The organism is Cellulomonas sp. Leaf334 (genome assembly GCF_001424195.1).
Taxonomy (GTDB): domain Bacteria; phylum Actinomycetota; class Actinomycetes; order Actinomycetales; family Cellulomonadaceae; genus Cellulomonas.
The window spans coordinates 2058775-2077786 of sequence record NZ_LMOO01000001.1 but is presented as its reverse complement, the minus strand read 5'-3'; the positions used below and the strand labels follow the sequence as shown (position 1 = coordinate 2077786).

Genomic DNA, 19012 nt, shown 5'->3' with positions numbered 1-19012 from the left:
CATGTCACCTGCCATCCAGGTCAAGGCCATCGAGAAGTCCTACAACGACCTGCACGTCCTGCGCGGCGTCGACTTCGACGTCGCACCGGGCAGCATCTTCGCCCTCCTCGGATCGAACGGCGCCGGCAAGACCACGATGATCCGGATCCTGTCGACGCTCCTGAAGCAGGACGCCGGCACGGCAGTCGTCGCCGGGTCCGACGTCGCGACGGACGCGCTCGGCGTCCGGGAGTCCATCAGCCTGACCGGGCAGTTCGCCGCGGTCGACGAGATCCTCTCCGGCAAGGAGAACCTGGTGCTGGTCGCCAGGCTGCGGCACCTGAAGAACACCGACCAGATCGCCGACGACCTCCTCGCGCGCTTCAGCCTCACCGAGGCGGGCTCGCGCCGGGTGTCGACGTACTCCGGCGGCATGCGTCGTCGGCTCGACATCGCGATGAGCCTCATCGGGCAGCCGAAGGTGCTCTTCCTCGACGAGCCGACCACCGGTCTCGACCCGGAGGCGCGCATCGAGGTGTGGCAGGTCATCAAAGAGCTCGCCACGCAGGGGACGACCGTCCTGCTGACCACGCAGTACCTCGACGAGGCGGAGCAGCTGGCGGACCGGATCGCGATCCTGCACCAGGGCCGCATCATCGCCAACGGGACGCTCACCGAGCTCAAGGCGCTGCTCCCCCCGGCGACCGTCGAGTACGTCGAGAAGCAGCCGACGCTGGAGGAGATCTTCCTCGCGCTCGTCGGCACCGGAAGCACCACCAACGAGCTCAGTGAGGACCTGTCATGACCACCACGCACTTCTTCAGCGACACCACCGACCTGACCGGTCGCTCCCTGCGGCACATCACCCGCAGCGTCGACACGATCATCACGACCGCGGTCACGCCGATCGCCCTGATGCTGCTGTTCGTCTACGTCTTCGGCGGCGCGATCTCGTCGGGCACGGAGAACTACGTCAACTACCTGCTGCCGGGCATCCTGCTGATCGCGATCGCGTCGGGCATCGCCTATACGGCCGTCCGGCTGTTCACCGACCTGCAGAGCGGCATCTTCGAACGGTTCCACTCGATGCCGATCTCGCGGCCGTCGGTGCTGTGGGCGCACGTGCTCACGTCGCTGGCCTCCAACGGGATCACCATCGCGATCATCGTCGTCGTCGGTCTGCTCATGGGGTTCCGCACGTCGGCCGGGATCGGTGCGTGGCTCGCGGTGGCCGGGATCCTGACCCTGTTCACCCTGGCGCTCACCTGGGTCGCCGTCATCGCGGGCCTCTCGGCGAAGTCCGTCGACGGTGCCGCAGGGTTCTCCTACCCGCTGATCTTCCTGCCGTTCATCAGCTCGGCCTTCGTCCCGACGGAGACGATGTCCGGTCCGGTGCGCTGGTTCGCGGAGAACCAGCCGGTGACGTCGATCGTCAACACGATCCAGGACCTGTTCGCCGGGCAGCCGGTGGGCAGCGACATCTGGGTCGCGCTGGCCTGGTGTGTCGGCATCCTCGTCGTCGCGTACGTCTTCGCGATGCGCACGTACCGCCGCAAGATCAGCTGACCGCCGCCCGGAGCTGGCGCGGTGACCCGGTCACCGCGCCAGCGTCGGGTCGGCTGTCAGCTCGACGTTCGCCCACAGGTCGTACCCGAGCGGTTCGAGCCGGCCGATGAGCGCGCGGCGGACGCGGTCCTCCCCGGTCACGTCCCACGCCCCCTCCGCGACGACGAAGTCGACCTCGACGTAGAGGCGGCTGCCCAGCTTGGTGGCCCGGACGAACGGCTCGTCGAGCCCGAACTCCTCCCGCACCGACGTCACGGCCTCGGCCAGCACCCGCCGCACCTCGGCGGGTGGTCGGGCCTCCAGCAGCTCGAGGCCAGCGGCGCGCAGCAGCCGCAGCGGGATCGGCAGCAGGACCAGGCAGGCCACCAGGACGAGGACCGGGTCGACGTACCGCACGACGTCACCCACGTCCGCCAGGGCGAGCGCCAGTCCGCCGCCGACGGCGAACACCAGGCTCAGCAGCGCGCCCGCCCGCCACTGGGCCACCTCCGCGGCCACGAGCTCCGAGTCCGGGGCGCGGTGGGTGAGCCAGCGGGCGAGCGCGTAGGAGCAGGTCATGGTGATCAGCCCGTACGCGAGGACCGTGCCGGGTTCGACGTCGGCCCCGCCGGCCGTGATGACCGCGACGGCGTCGACCGCGGCGTAGAGCAGCGTGCCGAGCAGCGCCACGCCCTGCACCGCGATCGCCAGGGGCGTGACGGCCGCCTTGCCGAACGGGAAGCGCGCGCTCGGCACGTCGGCCGCCGCCCGCGAGGCCATGAGCGAGAGCGCGGACAGCACGATGCCGAGCAGGATGAAGGCACCGTCGAACAGCAGCACGCGCGACTGGGCGGCGATCCCCCAGACGACCGCGAGGCTGCCCAGGACGGCAGCCCCCGCGATCGACTCGTGGAGCGCGCGCCGCTCGTTCACCGCGCGGCAGAGAACGTCGACGCGACCTCCAGCAGCAGCCGGGCGCCGAAGCCGGTCGCCCCCTTCGTCCGCCAGGCGTCGTCCGCCTCCGACCGCATGGTGCCCGCGATGTCGAGGTGCGCCCACGGGGTGTCCCCGACCCACTCGGCCAGGAACAGTGCCGCGGTGATCGCCCCCGCGTACTCGCCGCCGAGGTTCTTGATGTCCGCGACCTCGGAGTCCAGCTGCTTGCGGTACCGGCGGTCCAGCGGCAGCCGCCAGACCTGCTCGTCGGTGCGTTGCGCTGCCGCCTCGACCAGGTCGAGAATCCTGTCGTCGTTGCCGATGACGGCCGCGGTCATCATGCCGAGCGCGGCCAGGGCGGCTCCCGTGAGCGTGGCGATGTCGACGATGGCGTCGACTCCGTCCTCGTTGGCCAGCGCGATCGCGTCGGCCATGACCAGACGCCCCTCGGCGTCCGTGTTGACCACCTCGATCGTGCGGCCGCTGCGGCTGGTCAGCACGTCGCCCAGCTTCGTCGCCGAGCCCGACGGCATGTTGTCCGTACAGGCCAGGTACGCGCTGACCGCGACCGGGACGTCGAGGTCCGCGAGCGCCGTCATCGCCGCGAGCACCGCGCCGGCGCCGCTCATGTCCATCTTCATCGCGGCGTGCATGGCGTTGGACGGCTTGAGGCTGATGCCGCCGGAGTCGTAGGTGATGCCCTTGCCGACGAAGGCAAGATGCTGCGGGCGGCTCGCTGTGACATCGGGCGACGGGACGTACCGGATCACGATCATGCGCGGCTCCACCACCGACCCGGCGTTCACGCCGAGGAGCCCGCCGCAGCCCATCTCGACCAGCGCCTCCTCGTCGAACACCTCGATGTCGAGCCCGTGCTCACCGGCCAGCCAGACGGCGACGTCGGCGAGGTCCGGCGCGGTGAGGTGCCCGGCGGGGGTGCTGGCCAGGTCGCGCGACAGGGAGGCGGCCCGCGCGATGACGACCCCGCGGTCGGCACCGCGGCGCGCGTCGTCAGCGGACGCGTCCTCGACGAGGAGCACGATCTCGCGCACGGGGACCGTGGACGGGTCGGACTTGAGGGCGTCGTAGCGGTACCGGCCGAGCAGGATGCCCTCGACGACGGCCTGCGCGGCGGCCTCCACGGAGACTCCCGCCCCGGCGAGGTCGGTGGTCAGGACGTCGTCGCGACCGGCCGCTCGCGCGAACGCCGCGGCGGCGTCGCGCAGGGCGGCCTCCGACGGCTCGTCGCCGACGCCCGTCGCGATGACGGCACCGCCGTCGCGCGGCAGGATCAGCGTCTCGCCCACGGCGCCGCGGAACCCCCACTCGGTGAGCGCGGCACGGTCGAGCGGCACCCCGGACGGGACCTCCCCGGTCGCGGTCACGGCGAGCCCGAGGGCGCGGCCGGCACCGGCGCCGGGTGCGGCCACCCGGACGGACAGCTCCTCGAACCGGGCGCGGGACGGGATCGGGTCGAACGGCATGATCGTGCTCCTTACGTGGGCCAGATGACGGGGATGAGCAGGACCGCGACGACGAACCACGCCAGCGTGGTCGCCAGGCCGAGCTTCCAGTAGTCGGAGAACCGGTAGCCGCCCGCCCCCATGACCATCATGTTGGCGGGGGTGGCGATCGGGGTGAGGAACGACGCGGCCCCGGCGACCGCGACGAGCATGAGCACGGGCGCGAGCGCGACGCCCGACTCGTTGCCCATGGCGACCGCGATGGGCGCGACGATCAGCACGGTCGCGGTGTTGCTGACCACCTGACCGAGCAGCACGGTGAGCACGAAGATCGCGGCGAGGACCACCTGCGGGCTGCCGTCGCCGACGATGCCGACGAGCCAGCCGGCGACGAGGTCCGCGGCACCGGACGACGCGATCGCGACCGACAGCGGGATGAGCCCGCCGACGAGCACGACGGTCTGCCACGACACCGCCCGGTACGCCTGCGGGACGCCGACCACGCCGGTCATGACCATCGCCGTCGCGCCGATCAGCCCGGCGATCGCGGGCGGGACGACACCGCTCGCCAGAAGGGCGACCGTGCCGACGAGCACCGCGATCGCGCGCCACGCCTTCGGTCCGAGCGCGACGGTCTGCCGGCGGACCAGCTCGGGGCTGTCGACGATGAGGACGTCGTCGTCGGCGGCGAACGCCTCGACGGACGACCACGGCCCGTGCACCAGGAGCGAGTCCCCCTCGGCGAGGACCAGGTGGTCGCCGCCGCGGTCCTTGCCCAGCCGCCGGACGCCGAGCACGGTGACCCCGGACCGGACCAGCCCGGCGAACACGACCTCACCGATGACGCGCGACCGCGGGCGGACGACCAGCTCCGCGACACCGACCTCCCGGCCGAGCAGCGCCTCGCGCGTCCCCCGGGTCAGGGGCGTCGTCGCGACGGCGAACCCGTGCCGCTCGACGAGCGACGTGATGCCGTCGCTCTCACCGGTCACGACGACGACGTCGCCGACGGCGAGCAGGTCGTCCTCGGCCGCCGGAGCGCCGGTGGACCGCTGCACCCCGATGAGCACGACACCGTCCGGTACGGACACCTGCTCGCGACGGCTGCCGACCACGTCGGACCCCGGCTGCACCGCGAGCCGGAAGAAGCCCACGTCCAGGCTGTAGTGCTCGACCAGGGTGTCGACGTGCGCGGAGTAGTCGGCGGGCAGCGACGTCGGCGACCGGTCCGGCAGGAGCCGGCGGCCGAGCAGGACCGAGACCGCGATCGTCACGAGCACGAGCGGCAGCCCGATCAGCCCGAACTCGAAGAACCCGAACCGTTCGCCGGTGGCCTCGAACAGGGCGTCGGACACGATCACGTTCACGGTGCTGCCGCTGAGCACCAGGAGTGCACCGGCGCTCGCGGCGAACGCGAGCGGCATGAGCATCTGCGACGTGGACTGCTTCGACCGTCGCGACGCCAGGACCACCACGGGAAGCAGCGCGGCGGCCGCGCCGTTGGGGGTGACGAGCGCCGCCATGACCGCGGACAGACCCATGAGCGCGATCAGCAGCCGGTTGCGCGCGGTCCCTGCACGCGTGATGAGCTGCTGACCGGCCCACGCGGTGACCCCCGACGACTCGAGGCCCTCGCTGAGCACGAACAGGGACGCGATGAACACGACGACCGGGTCACCGAACCCGGCGACGGCCTCGTTGGCGGTGATCAGCCCGGTCGCGTACAGGGCCAGCGCGGTGAGGATCGCGACCACGCCGACGCTCAGCCGGTTCCAGATGAAGAGGCCGACGCAGCCCGCCAGGACCAGCAGGCTGAGCGTGGCGTCGGACACCTAGCCAAACTAGGGCACAAGCACCGGCCGGCGAACGCCCCGCACCAGCAACCAGCCGAGGAATGCCACCTCGGAGATCCCGCCCAGCATGCCCAGGACCAGGATCACGGAGTCAGCGCCCGGCGCGACCAGCTCGACGACGAGACCGAGCAGGTAGCCGGTCCCACCGATCATGAGCGCGTACCCGAACAGCCGCGGGACCATCCGCGACCGCACCACCAGGTACCCGAGCGGGATCAGCCACCCGCCGAAGAAGATCTGCGCCACCAGGTGGTACCCGACGACGTGCAGCTCCAGGAACAGCACCGCGAGCTCGTCGGCCCCCTGCTGCGCCGCGAGCACGGCACCGGCGTGGTTGACCATGTTGAGGCACTGGATGGCCACGCTGACCGCGTTCATGGTGAGCATCGTGATCGCGGCGGTGCGGTGCACGTCCTTGAACAGGCCGTACAGGGCGATGCCGACCAGCAGGAAGCACGTGAAGGCGGCCAGGTCGGCGGCGAATGCGACCTTCATCAGCCCGACGCTGTCGCGCAGCGCCTCGGCGACGTCGTCGGACGCCTTGATCGTCTCTCGTGCGGCCAGCTCGGCGAAGCCGCCGCAGACGGCGACGACGAGGTACAGCAGTCCAGCCAGGCGTGCGTTCATGTGACGACCTCTTTCGGGCATGACGGATCGCGAGACCTGCTGGTCTCGTGCGGGGTGGTGCGAGGGTCAGCCCGGGTACTGGAAGACGTCGTCGAGCGGGACGTCGAACACGCGGGCGATCTGGAAGGCCATCTCGAGCGACGGCGAGTAGCGCCCCTGCTCGATGGCGATGACGGTCTGGCGGGTGACGCCGATGCGTTCGGCCAGGTCCGCCTGGGTCATCTCACCGTGGGTGAAGCGCAGCGTGCGGATCGAGTTGGTGACGCGCGTCGGCGGCTTCACCACGTGGAGAAGTCCTGCCGGTAGGCCGCCAGCTTGGTCATGGACGAGATGATCGCCGAGAGGACGAAGCAGAGGTAGATGACGTTGGCGATCCAGAACCAGTCCACCTCGAGGAGCGCCAGGACCATCGCGGCGAGGGCGCCGATGACGACGAACGACTGGCCCGTGCGCTCGCCCACGCGGTTGATCTCCTTGTCCCGCTGGTCGGTCAGGTGCCCGTCGCGCCGGTTGGCCAGCCCCACGGCGATGGACGCGAGGATGGAGACGACGATCGCGCCGCCGATGGACCACAGGAGCGGCCCGACGTAGGCGACCTCGGTCAGCGGCACGTCCTGCGCCCGCGTCAGCACGACCACGACGTACACGGCGTACGCGAGCACGGAGACGACGAACATCACCCAGACGTTCCGTTCCTCGTACGACATCAGCGCTCCTCGGCGACGGTGATCACGGTCTTGCCCCGGGCGTGCTCGGCCATCAGCCGACGCACGGCCTCCGGGGCGTCGCTGAGAGAGTAGGTCCGCTCGATCGCGGGCGTGAGCGAACCGGCCTCGGCGAGCTCGCGCAGCCGGTCGAGCTTCGCGCGGCTCGGGGTGGCGAACACCGGCGTGAGGTGCTGCTTGACGAACAGGTTCACGACGAGCGCCTGCACCAGCCGGGCCATCGGACCGATGATCGAGCCGCCGCCGCCACCGGACAGGTGCAGCGTGCCGCGCGGGGTCAGCGCCCGCCGGTAGGCCGCGAGGCTGCGGTTGCCGACGAGGTCGATGATCAGGTCGTACCGGGTGCCGTCGCTGGTGAAGTCGGAGCGCTCGTAGTCGACGACGTGGTCCGCGCCGACGCTCCGGACCAGCTCGACGTTGCGCCCGCTGCACACCCCGGTCACCTCGGCCCCGAGCGCCTTCGCCGCTTGCACGGTGAACGTGCCGACCCCGCCGGACGCGCCGTTGACCAGCACCTTCTGCCCGGCCTGGACCCCGGCGACGCAGTCGAGCGCGGTGCCGGCCGCGAGCGGGAGCGTGGCGGCCTGCTCGAACGTCAGGTTCGCCGGCTTGATCGCGACGAGCTTCGCCGGGACGCACACGTACTGCGCCCAGACGCCCGCCGTGGCCTCTCCGAAGACCTCGTCGCCGGGCTGGAACTCGGTGACGTCCGCGCCGACCGCCTCGACGACGCCGGCGACGTCCTTGCCGGGCACCGGGTGCTTGGGCGTGCGCAGCCCGGAGACGGTCCGGATCAGCGCCGGCCGGCCGGTGACCATGGCGACGTCGGCGAAGTTGAGCGACGAGGCGCGCACCGCGATGAGCACCTCGCCGGCCTTCGGCACCGGCCGTTGCCGGGTGGCGAGCGCGAGGACCTCCGACGAGCCGTACGCGCGCTGGGTGATCGCCTGCATGGTGCGGGTCTGGACGTCCATCGGAGTCTCCTGTGTAAAGAATTGTTGACATGACGAAGGTATGGCGAACCAGACATGATGTCAAGAGTTCTTAACACGGCATGATGTGCGCCATGAACGTCGTCGCACTCTCGGGAACTGTCGGTACGGGCAAGTCGACGGTGGCCGTCGCCCTGCGGGACGCGTTGCTCGCCCGCGGGTACGCCGCCGAGGAGCTCGACGTCGACGCCATCGCCAACGAGACCACCGCGCCGCCCGACGACCCCTTCAACGAGCGGGTCGTCGTCGCCCACCTGCGCACGATGCGCCCGCACTGGCACGACGCAGGGCTCGAGGTGCTGATCCTGCCGCGCGTCATCGAGACCGTCGCGCAGCGCGACGCCTACGCCGACGCCCTCGGCGAACCCGTGCGGGTCGTCCGGATCGACTCACCCACGGCACTCCGGCACGCACGTCTCGTCACCCGGCACCCACCCGGCCCCGAGCGCGACTGGCACCTCGCCCGCACCGACATGCTGGCCGACCTGCTCGTCGAGGCCGCCGTCCAGGAGCACGTCGTCACCAACGACGACCGCACGCCGTCGGCCGTCGCGTCACAGATCGCGGACCTGCTCGACCTCCCGACCCCAGCCCAGGAGCGTGCTCAGTCGACGACGGCCGCCACGGCCTCGATCTCGACAAGCTGGTCCTCGTAGCCGAGCACCGTGACGCCGAGCAGGGTGCTCGGGACGTCGTGCTCGCCGAACGCGTCCCGGACGACGGCCCACGCGGCGCCCAGGTCGTCCCGCTGCGACGACGCGACGAGCACGCGCGTGCTGATCACGTCCCCGATGCCCGCCCCGGCGGCCTCCAGCGCCAGCGTGAGCGTCTCGATGCACCGGGCGGCCTGACCCGCGTAGTCGCCGACCGCAGCCGTGGACCCGTCGTCCTCCAGTGGGCACGCGCCGGCCAGGAAGATCAGCCGGGCGCCCGCGTCCGCCGTCGCCGCGTACGCGTACTGGGCGACGTCGCTGAGCAGTGGGGACCGGATCAGCCGGACCGCACTCGCCACTAGAGCACCCTCGCCAAGTTCTCCAGGGCGGCCAACGGGTCCACGCCGACCGGCATCAGGACCGTCGTCGTGACGCCCGCGTCGTGCAGCTGGCCGATGCGCGCGCGGGCGTCGTCGACGGACCCGACGACAGCGAGCTGGTCGACCCACGCGTCGGGCATCGCCGCGGCGAACGCCTCGCGCGTGCCGGACGTCGCCCGCAGCGCGCGGAACTCGTCGGCGAACGGCAGCGGTGCGATGTGCACGTCCCAGTCCGGGTCGCCGATCCACTCCAGGGCGGGCCGGGCGGCGGCGCGGGCGGCGTCCGGGGAGTCGTCGACCACCGCGACGCAGTACGCGACGATCCGGTGCTCGCGCGTCGGCGCGATGTGCCGCAGCGCTTCCGCGACGTACTCGGGGGTGACCGGCTCCGCGAGGATCGTGCCGTCGGCGGACCGGCCCGCGAGCGCGAGCGACTTCGGTCCGCGGACCCCGGCCAGGACCCGCGGCACGCTGCTGGGTGGCGTGTTGAGGTCGACGCCGGACCACGTCACGTAGCGTCCGTCCGCGTCGTGCGCACCCCCGCGCAGCACCGCTCGCACCGCGTCCAGGTGCTCGCCCAGCATGGTCAGCGGGCTCGCGGGCCACGCGCCGACCTGCCGCATCCAGCCGGGCATCCCGTGCCCGATGCCGACGTCGACGCGGCCGGGGAACAGCTCCGCGAGGGTCGACACCTCCAGCGCGGTGAACGCCGCGTTCCGGACCGCGGCGGGCAGGATGCCGATGCCGAGCCGGATCCGCTCGGTCATCGCGAGCGCTGCGGCCGCCTGCGCGATGCCGCCCCGGAAGAAGCAGTCCTCGACCACCCAGAGCTCGTCGAAGCCGAGCGTCTCCGCGCGCTGCGCGTAGGTGCGGAACTGGTGGGCGGGCAGGTCCCGCGGGAGCATGACGCCGACGGCGCGCTCGGTCGTGGGGGCGGCCATCAGATCTCCTTGATCACGCGGGCCGGGTTGCCGACCGCGACGACGTCGGCGGGCAGGTCCTTGGTCACGACGGCCCCGGCGCCGACGACGGTGTTGTCGCCGATGGTCACGCCCGGGCACACGATGACACCGCCGCCGAGCCACACGTTGTCGCCGATGGTGATCGGCTTCGCCGCTTCGAGCTTGGCGCGACGCGGCTCCGGGTCGACCGGGTGGATCGGGGTGAGCAGCTGGACGTTCGGGCCGATCTTGGTGTCGTCGCCGATGCGGATGTGCGCGACGTCGAGCGCCACCAGACCGAAGTTCACGAACGACCGCGCCCCGACGTGCAGGTGCACGCCGAGGTCGACGTACAGCGGCGGGCGGATCCAGGAGCCCTCGCCCAGCGAGCCCAGCAGCTCCCGCAACCGGTCGACGGCGTCGTCGTCACCGTCCCTGACAGCCTGCGCGAACCGCTCCGCACGTGCTTGTGCGGCGCTGGTCAGGGCCTGGATGTCGGCGTCGGCCTCGTACCAGTCGCCGGCGACCATCCGTTCGTACTGCGTCCGGATGTCCTCGTCACTCATACCTCCGACGCTCTCACAGGCGCGGGTCCACCGGCTCGGACTCGAGCGCAAGCACCGCGAACACCGGCTCGTGCACGCGCCACAGCGGCTCACCGGCAACCAGCCGGTCCAGCGACTCCAGCCCGAGCGCGTACTCCCGGAGCGCCAGCCCTCGCTTGCGCCCGAGCGACCGGACCTTCAACCGGTCGAGGTGCTGCGTGTACTCCGGCCCGTAGATGATCCGCAGGTACTCGCGCCCGCGCACCTTCAGGCCCGGCTGCACGAGCCCGCGCCGACCGTGCACCAGGTTGGCGAACGGCTTGACCACCATCCCCTCGCCCCCGGACGCGGTCAGGTCCTCCCACCAGTCGATCCCCTCCTGCGGGTCGGAGGTGTCGACCTCGAGCCGCTGCGTCGTGCGCAGCAGCGTCGGGTCGGCAGCGACCAGGCGGTCGATCAGGGACAGGTGCCAGCCGTGGTCGCGGTCGTGGAACGTCGACCCCTCCGCGGCGAGCACCTGGAACGGCGCGAGCTGCACGGCGTCGAGACCGTCGGTCGGCCAGACGTAGCGGCGGTAGGCCGCCACGAAGGCGTCGGCATCCGTGGCACGACGGCGCGTCCGGTCCAGCAGGTCGGCCACGTCGAGCCCCCGCGACGCGGCCGCCTCCAGGGTCGCGACGGCGGGCGGGAGCATCGCGCGGGCCGACGCGCCCGTCGCCGCGTACTGCTCGCGCAGCAGCGGACCCGCCTTGAGCGACCAGGGCAGCAGCTCGCCGTCGAGCAGCAGCCAGTCCGTGCCGAGCTCCTCCCAGAGTCCGGCCTTCGTCAGAGCCGCACGCAGCCGGTCCAGGAGGACCTCGGTCAGTGAACGGTCGAAGAACGCCCGCCCGGTCCGGGTCCACACGGCTCCGGTCTCCCCGTCCGGTGCACCCCTCCAGCGGAACCCGTCCCGGCACACGAGCACGGTCGCCCGCGAGCCCATGTGCTTCTCCTCGCAGATCACGTGCGCGACTCCGTTGGCCGCGAACGCCGAGAACGCCTCCGCCGGGTGCTCCAGCACGCCGGGCAGCGGGGACGTCGCGACGGGCGCCATCGTCGGCGGCAGGTACGGCAGCCACCGCGGGTGCAGCGCGAACCGGCTCATCACCTCCAGCGCGGCGACGGCGTTCTCCTCGCCGATGGTGATCCGGCCGTGGTGCCGCGTCTCGAGCGACCGCCGGCCCAGCACGTCCTCGATGTCGAGCACGTCGTCCGGACGGGTCGGCGCCGGCACGAGGAAGGGCTTGGCCGGCTCGTACCAGACCTGCTCGGCCGCCACCTGCACGATCTCCTTGCTCGGGTAGCGCAGCGCCGTCAGGTGCCCGCCGAACACCACCCCGGTGTCCAGGCACATCGTGTTGTTGACCCACTGCGGGACGGGCGTCGGCGTGTGCCCGTAGAGCACCATCGCGCGGCCCCGGTAGTCGTCCGCCCACGGGTAGCGCACCGGCAGGCCGAACTCGTCGGTCTCCCCGGTGGTGTCCCCGTACAGCGCGAAGCTGCGCACCCGGCCCGACGTGCGCCCGTGGTACGCCTCCTTCAGCCCCGCGTGTGCGACGACCAGCCGCCCGTCGTCGAGGACCAGGTGCGAGACCATCCCGTCGGCCCACGCCCGGACCGCCGCGGAGAACTCCGGGCCTTCGGCGGCCAGCTGCTCCAGCGACGTCTCCAGCCCGTGGCTGACCGTGACCTTGCGACCGTCCAGCGCACGCACCAGCTTGTGCTCGTGGTTGCCCGGGACGGCGAGCGCGTGACCCGCCGCCGTCATCCCCATGGCCAGGCGCAGCACGCCGGGCGTGTCCGGGCCGCGGTCCACCAGGTCCCCGAGGAACACCGCCTTCCGGCCGTCCGGGTGCGCGGCGTCCACCGGCCTGCCCTGGTCGTCCCGCACCAGGGCGTAACCGAGCCGCTCCAGCAGGGTCTCCAGCTCCGACCGGCAGCCGTGCACGTCGCCGATCACGTCGAACGGGCCGTGCTCGTCCCGCAGGTCGCTGCGCAGGCGCGTGCGGACGATCGTCGCCTCCGCCACCTCCTGCTCCGTGCGCAGCACGTGCACCTGCCGGAACCCCTCGCGCGCGAGCCCACCGACCGCCCGCCGGACCAGGTCGCGCTGCCGCGTCACCACCCGCGCCGGCAGCTCCCGCTCACCACGCCCCCGGTTGCGGTCCAGGCAGACCTCCTCCGGCAGGTCCAGCACGATCGCCACCGGCAGCACGTCGTGCGCCCGCGCCAGCTCCACCACGTGCTTGCGGGCGTCGCGCTGCGCGTTCGTCGCGTCGACCACCGTCAGACGCCCGCGGTCCAGGCGCTTCCCGACGACGAACGACAGCACCTCGAACGCGTCCTTCGTGGCGTCCTGGTCCGTCTCGTCGTCGGAGACCATGCCCCGGCAGACGTCGCTGGACACCACCTCGTACCGAGAGAACCGCTGTGCGGCGAACGTCGACTTGCCCGACCCCGACGCCCCGACCAGCACGACCAGCGCCAGCTCCGGGATCTCCAGCGCGCTCATGCGGCCGCCCCCAGCGTGAAGACGAGCAGCTGCGTCGGCGGTCCGACCTCCGGGTCGACGTCCCCGACGGCCCCCGCACGGAACGTGTACCCGTACGTCTCGCACACCCGCGCCGCCCACTGCTCACCCTGCGCGCGCGTCCACTCGAACCGGTGGTCCGTGTGCCGCATCGTGCCCGCCTGCAGCGTCGGGTAGCGCACGTTGAACTCCTCGTTCGGCGTCGTCACGACGACCGTCCGCGGCCGCGCGTCGCCGAACACCGTCCGTTCCAGCGACGGCAGCCGGTCGGCGTCCACGTGCTCGACGACCTCCATCAGCACCACCGCGTCCGCACCCGCCAGCCGCGCGTCCCGGTACGTCACCGACGACTGCAGCAACGTCAGCCGCGCCCGCACCGAGTCGGGCATCCGGTCCAGGCCCAGCCGCTCCGCAGCCCTGCGCAGCGCACGGTGCGACACGTCCGCCCCGACCACCCGCGTGAACGCCGGGTCCGCCAGCAGGTCCCGCAGCAGCGCACCCTCACCGCAGCCCAGGTCCACGACCGACGACGCCCGCGCCGTCCGCAGCTCCGCCAGCACCACCTCGCGTCGGACCTCGGACAGCGGCCGCGCGGCTGTCGGGGCGACCACCTGCTCCGCCGCGCCCTCCACCACGCCCAGCCGCTCCACCGCGTCGGCCACGTACTCGCGCCGGTGCGCGAGCGACCGCCGCAGGATCCAGTCCCGCTCCGGGTGCCCACCCAGCCACTCGCCCGCGCTGCGGACCAGCTTGTCGACCTCGTCGGGACCCACCCAGTAGTGCTTGCCACCGTCGAGCGCGGGCAGCAGCACGTACAGGTGCCGCAGGGCGTCGGCGGGGGTGAACGTGCCGGTCAGGCGCACGTCCGCGTACGGGGAGTCACCGAAGGACGGCACCTGCGGGTCCAGCGGCCCGACACCGACGTCCACGGTCCACCCGAGCGGCTCGAACAGTCGCGCCACCAGGCCCGGGTCGCCGTCGTCGGGCACCGCCGGCACGTGGACCTCCAACGGCAGCGCGACCCCCACGAGGTCCGGGCGCGCCGCGCACGTCCCGGCCATCGCCGACCGGAACACCCGCCCGAGCGCCACGGACAGCAGCGAGCTGGCCGCGTACGGGCGGTCGTTGACGTAGGCACCCAGGGCGAAGCCGTCCCCGAACCGCCCGCCGCGGACCAGCTCGACGGAGTCGATCTCGAGCAGCAGCGCGACCGTGCACCGCTCGTCGGAGGCCTCGGGGTAGAACACGTGCGCCGTGCCCACCGACAGGTCGAACGTCTGCGCCCGGTCGGGGTGCTTGTGCAGGAGGAAGCCCAGGTCGCTCGCGGACTCGGCTGTCGACGTCAGGGTGAGGAACACCGGGTCATTGTGTCGACCGCAGCGACCCGACGCGGCGCATTAAACGAGGCGTCAGCCCTGCGCCGCACGCAGGAACTGCTCCAGCAGCGGCCCGGCGGTGGTCGACCCGTACTCGCCCACGTCGACGAACACCGCGACGGCCAGGTCACCCTGGATCGCGATCATCCACACGTGGTTCTGCAGGTTCCCCGCCTCACCGAACTGCGCGGTGCCGGTCTTGGCCGCCACCTCGTCGCCGGGGACGTCCAGCAGGAACGTCGCGCCACCCTCCGTGACCACGCCGCGCATGAGCTGGTGCAGGGTCGCGGCCTCGTCGGCGGTCAGCGGGACGACCGGGCGCGGGGCGTCGGTCGGCTCCTCGCCGGCTGCGGCGTCGTCGGCGGTCGGCGACTCGGTGGCCGCACCTTCCGCGGGGACCACGAGGCGCGGGACCACCGTCTCGCCACGGGCCACCGACGCGGCGACCGTCGCCATGCCGAGCGGGGAGGCCAGCACCCGCCCCTGGCCGATCATCGACGCGGCGTGGTCGGTGCCGTCCGAGTCGGCCGGGACGTCGCCGAGGAACGCCGGGAACCCGAGCGCTGCGTGCGGGTCGAGGCCGAGCGACCCGGCCGCGTCGATGAGCGCGTCCTGGTCCGCGGCGTCCCGCGCCGAGATGAAGGCCGTGTTGCACGAGTTGGCGAAGGCGGTCGACAGCGGGATGGTGCCCAGCTTGTCGGTCGGGTACTCGGGGAAGTTGGTGAACGTCCGCCCGTCGACCGACACCGTCGCCGGGCACGACGTCTCGCCCTCGGCGGTCAGCCCGGAGCGCAGGAGCGCGAGCGCGGAGGCGACCTTGAACGTCGAGCCCGGGGCGAACTGACCCAGGGTCGCGGTCGACATCCCCTCGCCACCGGCTCCGCTGGCCGCGGCGAGCACGTCCCCGGTGGACGGCCGGATGGCGACGACCGCGCTCGCTGGGGTGACGGTGGCGACGACGGCCTCGGCCGCACCCTGCAGGTCGACGTCGAGCGTGGTCGTCAGCGGCGTGCCCGGGGTGGGCTCGACGGTGTACAGCTGGCGCGGGGAGGCGCCGTCGGGCCGCGCGGCGGTGATGGTGAGGCCGGGCAGACCGCGCAGCTGGGCGTCGTACTGGCGCTGGAGCCCGGACAGGCCGGCCAGGTCGCCGTCCGAGACGGCCCCGTCCGACTTCTCGATGATCTCCGCCGTGGCCGGCCCGACCGTGCCGAGGATCGGGCGCGCGAACTGGCGTGTGGGGGCGAGCGGCAGCATGTCGGTGACGTCGTTGACGCCGACCATCGCGGCGAGTGCCGGGACGTCGTAGCCGGGGTCGCCGTCGCGGACGGTGATCGCCTCGACGAAGGCCTTCTCGCCCGCCGCGACCACCTTGGCCACGTACGCCTCCGTGTCGATCTCGAGCGAGAACGCGAGCGCACGTGCGGCCGCGTCCTGCTCGGGGGCTGCGACCCGGGTCTTGTCGATGCCGAGACGGTGGACGAGGCGCGGCTCGACGATCACCGCACCGCCCGCGCCGAGCACGTTCGCGCGGTCCGCCCGCGCCTTCTGGACGGTGAGGACCTCCCCCTCGACGAGGTCGGGGGCCAGGATCGAGGGCGACCACGTGGCGTGCCAGACGTCCTCGTCGTCGCGGGCGAGCTTCGCGTGCGTCTCGTACGTCCAGTCGGCGTCGCTCTCGTCGACGTCCCACGTGTAGCCGAGGGTGACCGTCGCGAGGCCCTTGTCCTTCTCGTCGATCGTCGTCGAGACGACGGCGACCTGCGGCTCCCACGGAGCGAGCCCCTCGAACGCGGCGGTCCGGACCTCGGTCGCCGCGGACACGTCGGCCGCACCACCGGCGAACGGCGCCTCGGTGAAGTCGCCGGAGGCGAGCGCGGAGGCGAGCGCGGTCGTCGCGCTGTCCGGGTTCGGCGGCTCGGCGGAGCACGCGGCCAGCCCCGCGGCGACCGTGACGAGCACGATCCCCCCGCCGAGGAGTCGTCGCCTCGATGCTGCCCGTTCACCTGCGAACGACATGCTGTCCTCTCGTCACGTGCGGCTGCGTCCCGCTCGGGCGACGCTCGGAGAGCGTGCCACCACCGGGTGGGGGCGCGGGTGCGAACCGTGCAGCCTTCACCACTCCTCCCCAGTCGGGGGGCGCCCGAACACCCCTGCCGGGTCGTACGTCCGGCGCACCTGCGCCAGGCGGTCGGCGGTCGCCGGGGCCCACACCGGGGTGCCCGTCCCCGCGAAGTTCGGGTTGAGCTCCGCCACGGTCCACGGCGCGAGGGCCTCGCTGAGCGTGGCGGCCCAGGTGGGCAGGGTGGTGGCGAACTGCGTCGGGTCGTTGCCGACGACCCCCGCGACGAACGCCGCGCCCCGCCCCGAGACCGCCGACCCGCCGGGCACGTCCACGCCCGTGGCGCCGGCGACGTGCCGCAGCTCGGCGGCCACGAACGGGTGGCCGGTCCCCGGTCCGACGACGTCGAGCCAGGCGGTCGCGAGGTCGTCGTCCGCGTGGCCGAGCATGATCCCGCGCACCCAGCCGGGTCCCGGCTGGACCGGGTCGTTGTGGATCTCCACGGCGCGCGCGACCGGCAGGACGCCGACCGTGTCCAGGAACGTGGGGGCGAGCGCCCGCAGGGGTGCGGTGGCCGCCTCGCCGGCGGACTCGTCGCCGGGCCGCGCGACCCGCAGCGCGAGCGCCGTACGACCCCGCAGGAACGGCGGGACGGCCTGGAGGTCGGGGAACGAGATGATCGCCGCGCTCGTCGTCGTCTGCGGGTCCGCGGTCGCCGTCCACGCGATCCAGCCGCGCAGCGCCCTGCCGATGTGCTCGGCGTCGAAGAACAGCGCGCCCGCGTACAGCTCCGGGATCGCGACCAGCTCGAGCCGGACCTGGGTCACCACGCCCAGCCCGACCTTGCCGCCGCGGAGCGCCCAGAAGAGGTCGGGGTGCTCGTCGGCCGACGCCTCGACCACCTCCCCCGTCCCGGTGACCACGGTGAGCGACCGGAGCCGGTCGGAGCTGGACCCGTGGCTGCGGGCGAACGGGCCGATCCCCCCGCCGAGCAGGTAGCCGACGACACCGACGTGGGTCGACGAGCCGGCGACGGGGGTGAGCCCGTGTGCGTCGGCGGCCGGGATGACGTCGGTCCACCGTGCACCGGCGCCGATCGTGGCGACGCGCGCGTCCGGGTCGACCTCGACCCCACCGAGCCGACGCGTGGTCAGCAGCACCCCCGACGTGACGGGCTTCGTGGCGCCGTGCCCGGTGGCCAGCACGGTCAGCGGCACCTGGCGCGACGTGGCCCACCGCACGGCCTCGACCACGTCCTGCGTGCTCGTCGCACCGACCGCGACGTCGGGACTGTTCACGACCGCGCGGTTGTGAGGGGTGACCTCGTCGTCGAACCCCTCCTCGCCCGGGGTCAGCACGGGTCCGGTCACGAGGGAGGCGAGGGGATGGGACATGCCGAAGCTCCTTTGCGGGTCGGTCACGGCAGGGTGCCATGCGGACAGGCATGCGAGCACGACCTTTCCACCGACCTCCGACAGTGCGCGACGATCGACGGGTGGCCGACGACTTCACCTACCTCACGCACGAGCCGACCGGTCCGCTCGGGCGGTACGTGGCGGGCATCTGGTACGCCCGCGGCCGGTTGCGTGCGCCGGCCGAACGCATCGCACCGACGGGCTCGGCGGTGCTCGGGCTGGTGCTCGGGGCGCCCATCGCCCAGGTCGCACGCAACGGGCACGGCGACGGGCACGTCGCGCGGACCGGGTTCCTGCTGGGGCCCGACGACCAGCCGATGCTGAACCGCCCGCTCGGGGAGACGTGGTGCGTCGGGGTCGTCGCGACACCCGTCGGCTGCGCGACCGCGTTCGGCGTCGACCCGCGCGCGCTGCGGGGCCGCCTGGTGGGTGCGGAGCCCTGGGCGGCGGTGCGCCGCGAGCTGCTGGGGCTCGACGAGCCGGCCGACATGATCGCGGCGGTCGAGGAGACGCTCCGGGAGTCCGTCGCCGTGCACGAGCCCGCGCTGCCCCGCTGCACCGACGCGGTGGAGGCCGCGGTCGCCGCCCTCGTCGCCGACCCGGGGCGCCCGGTCGCCGACGTGGCCCGCGCGCTGCACCTCTCGCACGCCCACCTGGACCGCGGGTTCCGACGCGTGGTCGGCCTCAGCCCTGGGACGTTCGCGCGGGTGACCCGGATGCGGGACCTGCTGGCGTCGCTCGACACCGGTCGCCCGGTCGGCTGGGGGCAGGTGGCCGCCGAGCGCGGCTGGTACGACCAGGCGCACCTGATCCGGCACTTCCGGCGCCACACGGGGACGACGCCCGCCGCGTACGTGGCGGCCTACCGCGCGGTCTACGGGGACGCCCCGACGGAGCCGGGCTTCGCTCCGGTGGTCAATCCCGTCCAAGACCCCGTCGGCGGGGTCGCCTAGC

Annotated in this window: 18 protein-coding genes; 4 read left to right on the top strand and 14 right to left on the bottom strand. The window is 72.9% G+C overall.

Going from position 1 to position 19012, the window contains the following annotated elements; genetic code table 11:
* The first annotated feature begins 1 nt into the window (after position 1).
* Positions 2-784 (top strand): ABC transporter ATP-binding protein, encoded by a 783-nt coding sequence (locus ASF78_RS09600; protein ID WP_056587355.1) that lies wholly within the window; start codon positions 2-4, stop codon positions 782-784.
* A complete protein-coding gene (locus tag ASF78_RS09595; RefSeq protein ID WP_056587352.1) occupies positions 781-1545 on the top strand; it encodes an ABC transporter permease in 765 nt (254 codons plus the stop codon). The genes ASF78_RS09600 and ASF78_RS09595 overlap by 4 nt, the downstream gene beginning before the upstream one ends.
* A gap of 30 nt (positions 1546-1575) precedes the next feature.
* Here the strand turns inward: ASF78_RS09595 and ASF78_RS09590 are convergent, their stop codons facing one another.
* The 7 genes from ASF78_RS09590 to ASF78_RS09560 form a co-directional block, all read right to left on the bottom strand.
* Positions 1576-2457 (bottom strand): cation transporter, encoded by an 882-nt coding sequence (locus ASF78_RS09590; protein WP_056587349.1) that lies wholly within the window; start codon positions 2455-2457, stop codon positions 1576-1578.
* The gene (locus ASF78_RS09585; RefSeq protein ID WP_056587346.1) at positions 2454-3944 is read right to left on the bottom strand and encodes a leucyl aminopeptidase; all 1491 of its coding nucleotides are present in this window, start codon (positions 3942-3944) and stop codon (positions 2454-2456) included. Before ASF78_RS09585 ends, ASF78_RS09590 begins: the two co-directional genes overlap by 4 nt.
* A gap of 11 nt (positions 3945-3955) precedes the next feature.
* The gene (locus tag ASF78_RS09580) at positions 3956-5755 is read right to left on the bottom strand and encodes an SLC13 family permease (protein WP_056587343.1); all 1800 of its coding nucleotides are present in this window, start codon (positions 5753-5755) and stop codon (positions 3956-3958) included.
* Positions 5756-5764: 9 nt separating this feature from the next.
* Complete coding sequence (locus ASF78_RS09575) at positions 5765-6403, bottom strand: DUF4386 domain-containing protein (RefSeq protein WP_056587340.1); 639 nt, start codon at positions 6401-6403, stop codon at positions 5765-5767.
* A gap of 66 nt (positions 6404-6469) precedes the next feature.
* Complete coding sequence (locus ASF78_RS09570) at positions 6470-6685, bottom strand: helix-turn-helix transcriptional regulator (protein ID WP_369816320.1); 216 nt, start codon at positions 6683-6685, stop codon at positions 6470-6472.
* Entirely contained in the window at positions 6682-7110 is a 429-nt protein-coding gene (locus tag ASF78_RS09565; RefSeq protein WP_056587335.1) for a hypothetical protein, read from the bottom strand. Before ASF78_RS09565 ends, ASF78_RS09570 begins: the two co-directional genes overlap by 4 nt.
* The gene (locus ASF78_RS09560) at positions 7110-8102 is read right to left on the bottom strand and encodes an NAD(P)-dependent alcohol dehydrogenase (RefSeq protein ID WP_235518460.1); all 993 of its coding nucleotides are present in this window, start codon (positions 8100-8102) and stop codon (positions 7110-7112) included. Before ASF78_RS09560 ends, ASF78_RS09565 begins: the two co-directional genes overlap by 1 nt.
* A gap of 92 nt (positions 8103-8194) precedes the next feature.
* On the opposite strand from ASF78_RS09560, the gene ASF78_RS09555 reads away from it, so the two are divergent.
* Positions 8195-8776, top strand: a complete 582-nt coding sequence (locus tag ASF78_RS09555; protein ID WP_056587332.1) for an adenylyl-sulfate kinase — start codon at positions 8195-8197, stop codon at positions 8774-8776.
* Here the strand turns inward: ASF78_RS09555 and ASF78_RS09550 are convergent.
* From ASF78_RS09550 to ASF78_RS09520, 7 genes are all read right to left on the bottom strand, one after another.
* Positions 8725-9132 (bottom strand): RidA family protein, encoded by a 408-nt coding sequence (locus ASF78_RS09550; RefSeq protein WP_056587329.1) that lies wholly within the window; start codon positions 9130-9132, stop codon positions 8725-8727. The genes ASF78_RS09555 and ASF78_RS09550 overlap by 52 nt on opposite strands.
* Positions 9132-10094 carry an LLM class flavin-dependent oxidoreductase gene (locus ASF78_RS09545; protein ID WP_056587327.1) on the bottom strand — a complete coding sequence of 321 codons (963 nt, stop codon included), beginning with the start codon at positions 10092-10094 and terminating at the stop codon, positions 9132-9134. The genes ASF78_RS09550 and ASF78_RS09545 overlap by 1 nt, the downstream gene beginning before the upstream one ends.
* Complete coding sequence (locus tag ASF78_RS09540; RefSeq protein WP_056587324.1) at positions 10094-10660, bottom strand: sugar O-acetyltransferase; 567 nt, start codon at positions 10658-10660, stop codon at positions 10094-10096. The genes ASF78_RS09545 and ASF78_RS09540 overlap by 1 nt, the downstream gene beginning before the upstream one ends.
* 13 nt (positions 10661-10673) lie before the next feature.
* Positions 10674-13190, bottom strand: a complete 2517-nt coding sequence (locus tag ASF78_RS09535) for a polynucleotide kinase-phosphatase (protein WP_056587320.1) — start codon at positions 13188-13190, stop codon at positions 10674-10676.
* On the bottom strand, positions 13187-14566 hold the full coding sequence (locus ASF78_RS09530) for a 3' terminal RNA ribose 2'-O-methyltransferase Hen1 (protein ID WP_056587317.1): 1380 nt from the start codon (positions 14564-14566) through the stop codon (positions 13187-13189). Before ASF78_RS09530 ends, ASF78_RS09535 begins: the two co-directional genes overlap by 4 nt.
* A 51-nt stretch (positions 14567-14617) precedes the next feature.
* Positions 14618-16600: a penicillin-binding transpeptidase domain-containing protein gene (locus tag ASF78_RS09525; RefSeq protein WP_056587315.1), complete on the bottom strand. Its 1983-nt coding sequence runs from the start codon at positions 16598-16600 to the stop codon at positions 14618-14620.
* 96 nt (positions 16601-16696) lie between these two features.
* Positions 16697-18037, bottom strand: coding sequence for an FAD-binding oxidoreductase (locus ASF78_RS09520; RefSeq protein ID WP_056587312.1), 1341 nt, complete (start codon positions 18035-18037; stop codon positions 16697-16699).
* A gap of 101 nt (positions 18038-18138) precedes the next feature.
* On the opposite strand from ASF78_RS09520, the gene ASF78_RS09515 reads away from it, so the two are divergent.
* Complete coding sequence (locus ASF78_RS09515; RefSeq protein WP_056587308.1) at positions 18139-19011, top strand: helix-turn-helix transcriptional regulator; 873 nt, start codon at positions 18139-18141, stop codon at positions 19009-19011.
* Position 19012 lies beyond the last annotated feature (1 nt).

What these genes read in the sequence shown, in the direction of transcription:
- ASF78_RS09600 (WP_056587355.1), top strand. Translation starts at nt 2, where the DNA reads ATGTCACCTGCCATCCAGGTCAAGGCCATCGAGAAGTCCTACAACGAC.
- ASF78_RS09595 (WP_056587352.1), top strand. Translation starts at nt 781, where the DNA reads ATGACCACCACGCACTTCTTCAGCGACACCACCGACCTGACCGGTCGC.
- ASF78_RS09585 (WP_056587346.1), bottom strand. Translation starts at nt 3,944, where the DNA reads ATGCCGTTCGACCCGATCCCGTCCCGCGCCCGGTTCGAGGAGCTGTCC.
- ASF78_RS09575 (WP_056587340.1), bottom strand. Translation starts at nt 6,403, where the DNA reads ATGAACGCACGCCTGGCTGGACTGCTGTACCTCGTCGTCGCCGTCTGC.
- ASF78_RS09565 (WP_056587335.1), bottom strand. Translation starts at nt 7,110, where the DNA reads ATGTCGTACGAGGAACGGAACGTCTGGGTGATGTTCGTCGTCTCCGTG.
- ASF78_RS09560 (WP_235518460.1), bottom strand. Translation starts at nt 8,102, where the DNA reads ATGGACGTCCAGACCCGCACCATGCAGGCGATCACCCAGCGCGCGTAC.
- ASF78_RS09555 (WP_056587332.1), top strand. Translation starts at nt 8,195, where the DNA reads ATGAACGTCGTCGCACTCTCGGGAACTGTCGGTACGGGCAAGTCGACG.
- ASF78_RS09545 (WP_056587327.1), bottom strand. Translation starts at nt 10,094, where the DNA reads ATGGCCGCCCCCACGACCGAGCGCGCCGTCGGCGTCATGCTCCCGCGG.
- ASF78_RS09540 (WP_056587324.1), bottom strand. Translation starts at nt 10,660, where the DNA reads ATGAGTGACGAGGACATCCGGACGCAGTACGAACGGATGGTCGCCGGC.
- ASF78_RS09535 (WP_056587320.1), bottom strand. Translation starts at nt 13,190, where the DNA reads ATGAGCGCGCTGGAGATCCCGGAGCTGGCGCTGGTCGTGCTGGTCGGG.
- ASF78_RS09525 (WP_056587315.1), bottom strand. Translation starts at nt 16,600, where the DNA reads ATGTCGTTCGCAGGTGAACGGGCAGCATCGAGGCGACGACTCCTCGGC.
- ASF78_RS09520 (WP_056587312.1), bottom strand. Translation starts at nt 18,037, where the DNA reads ATGTCCCATCCCCTCGCCTCCCTCGTGACCGGACCCGTGCTGACCCCG.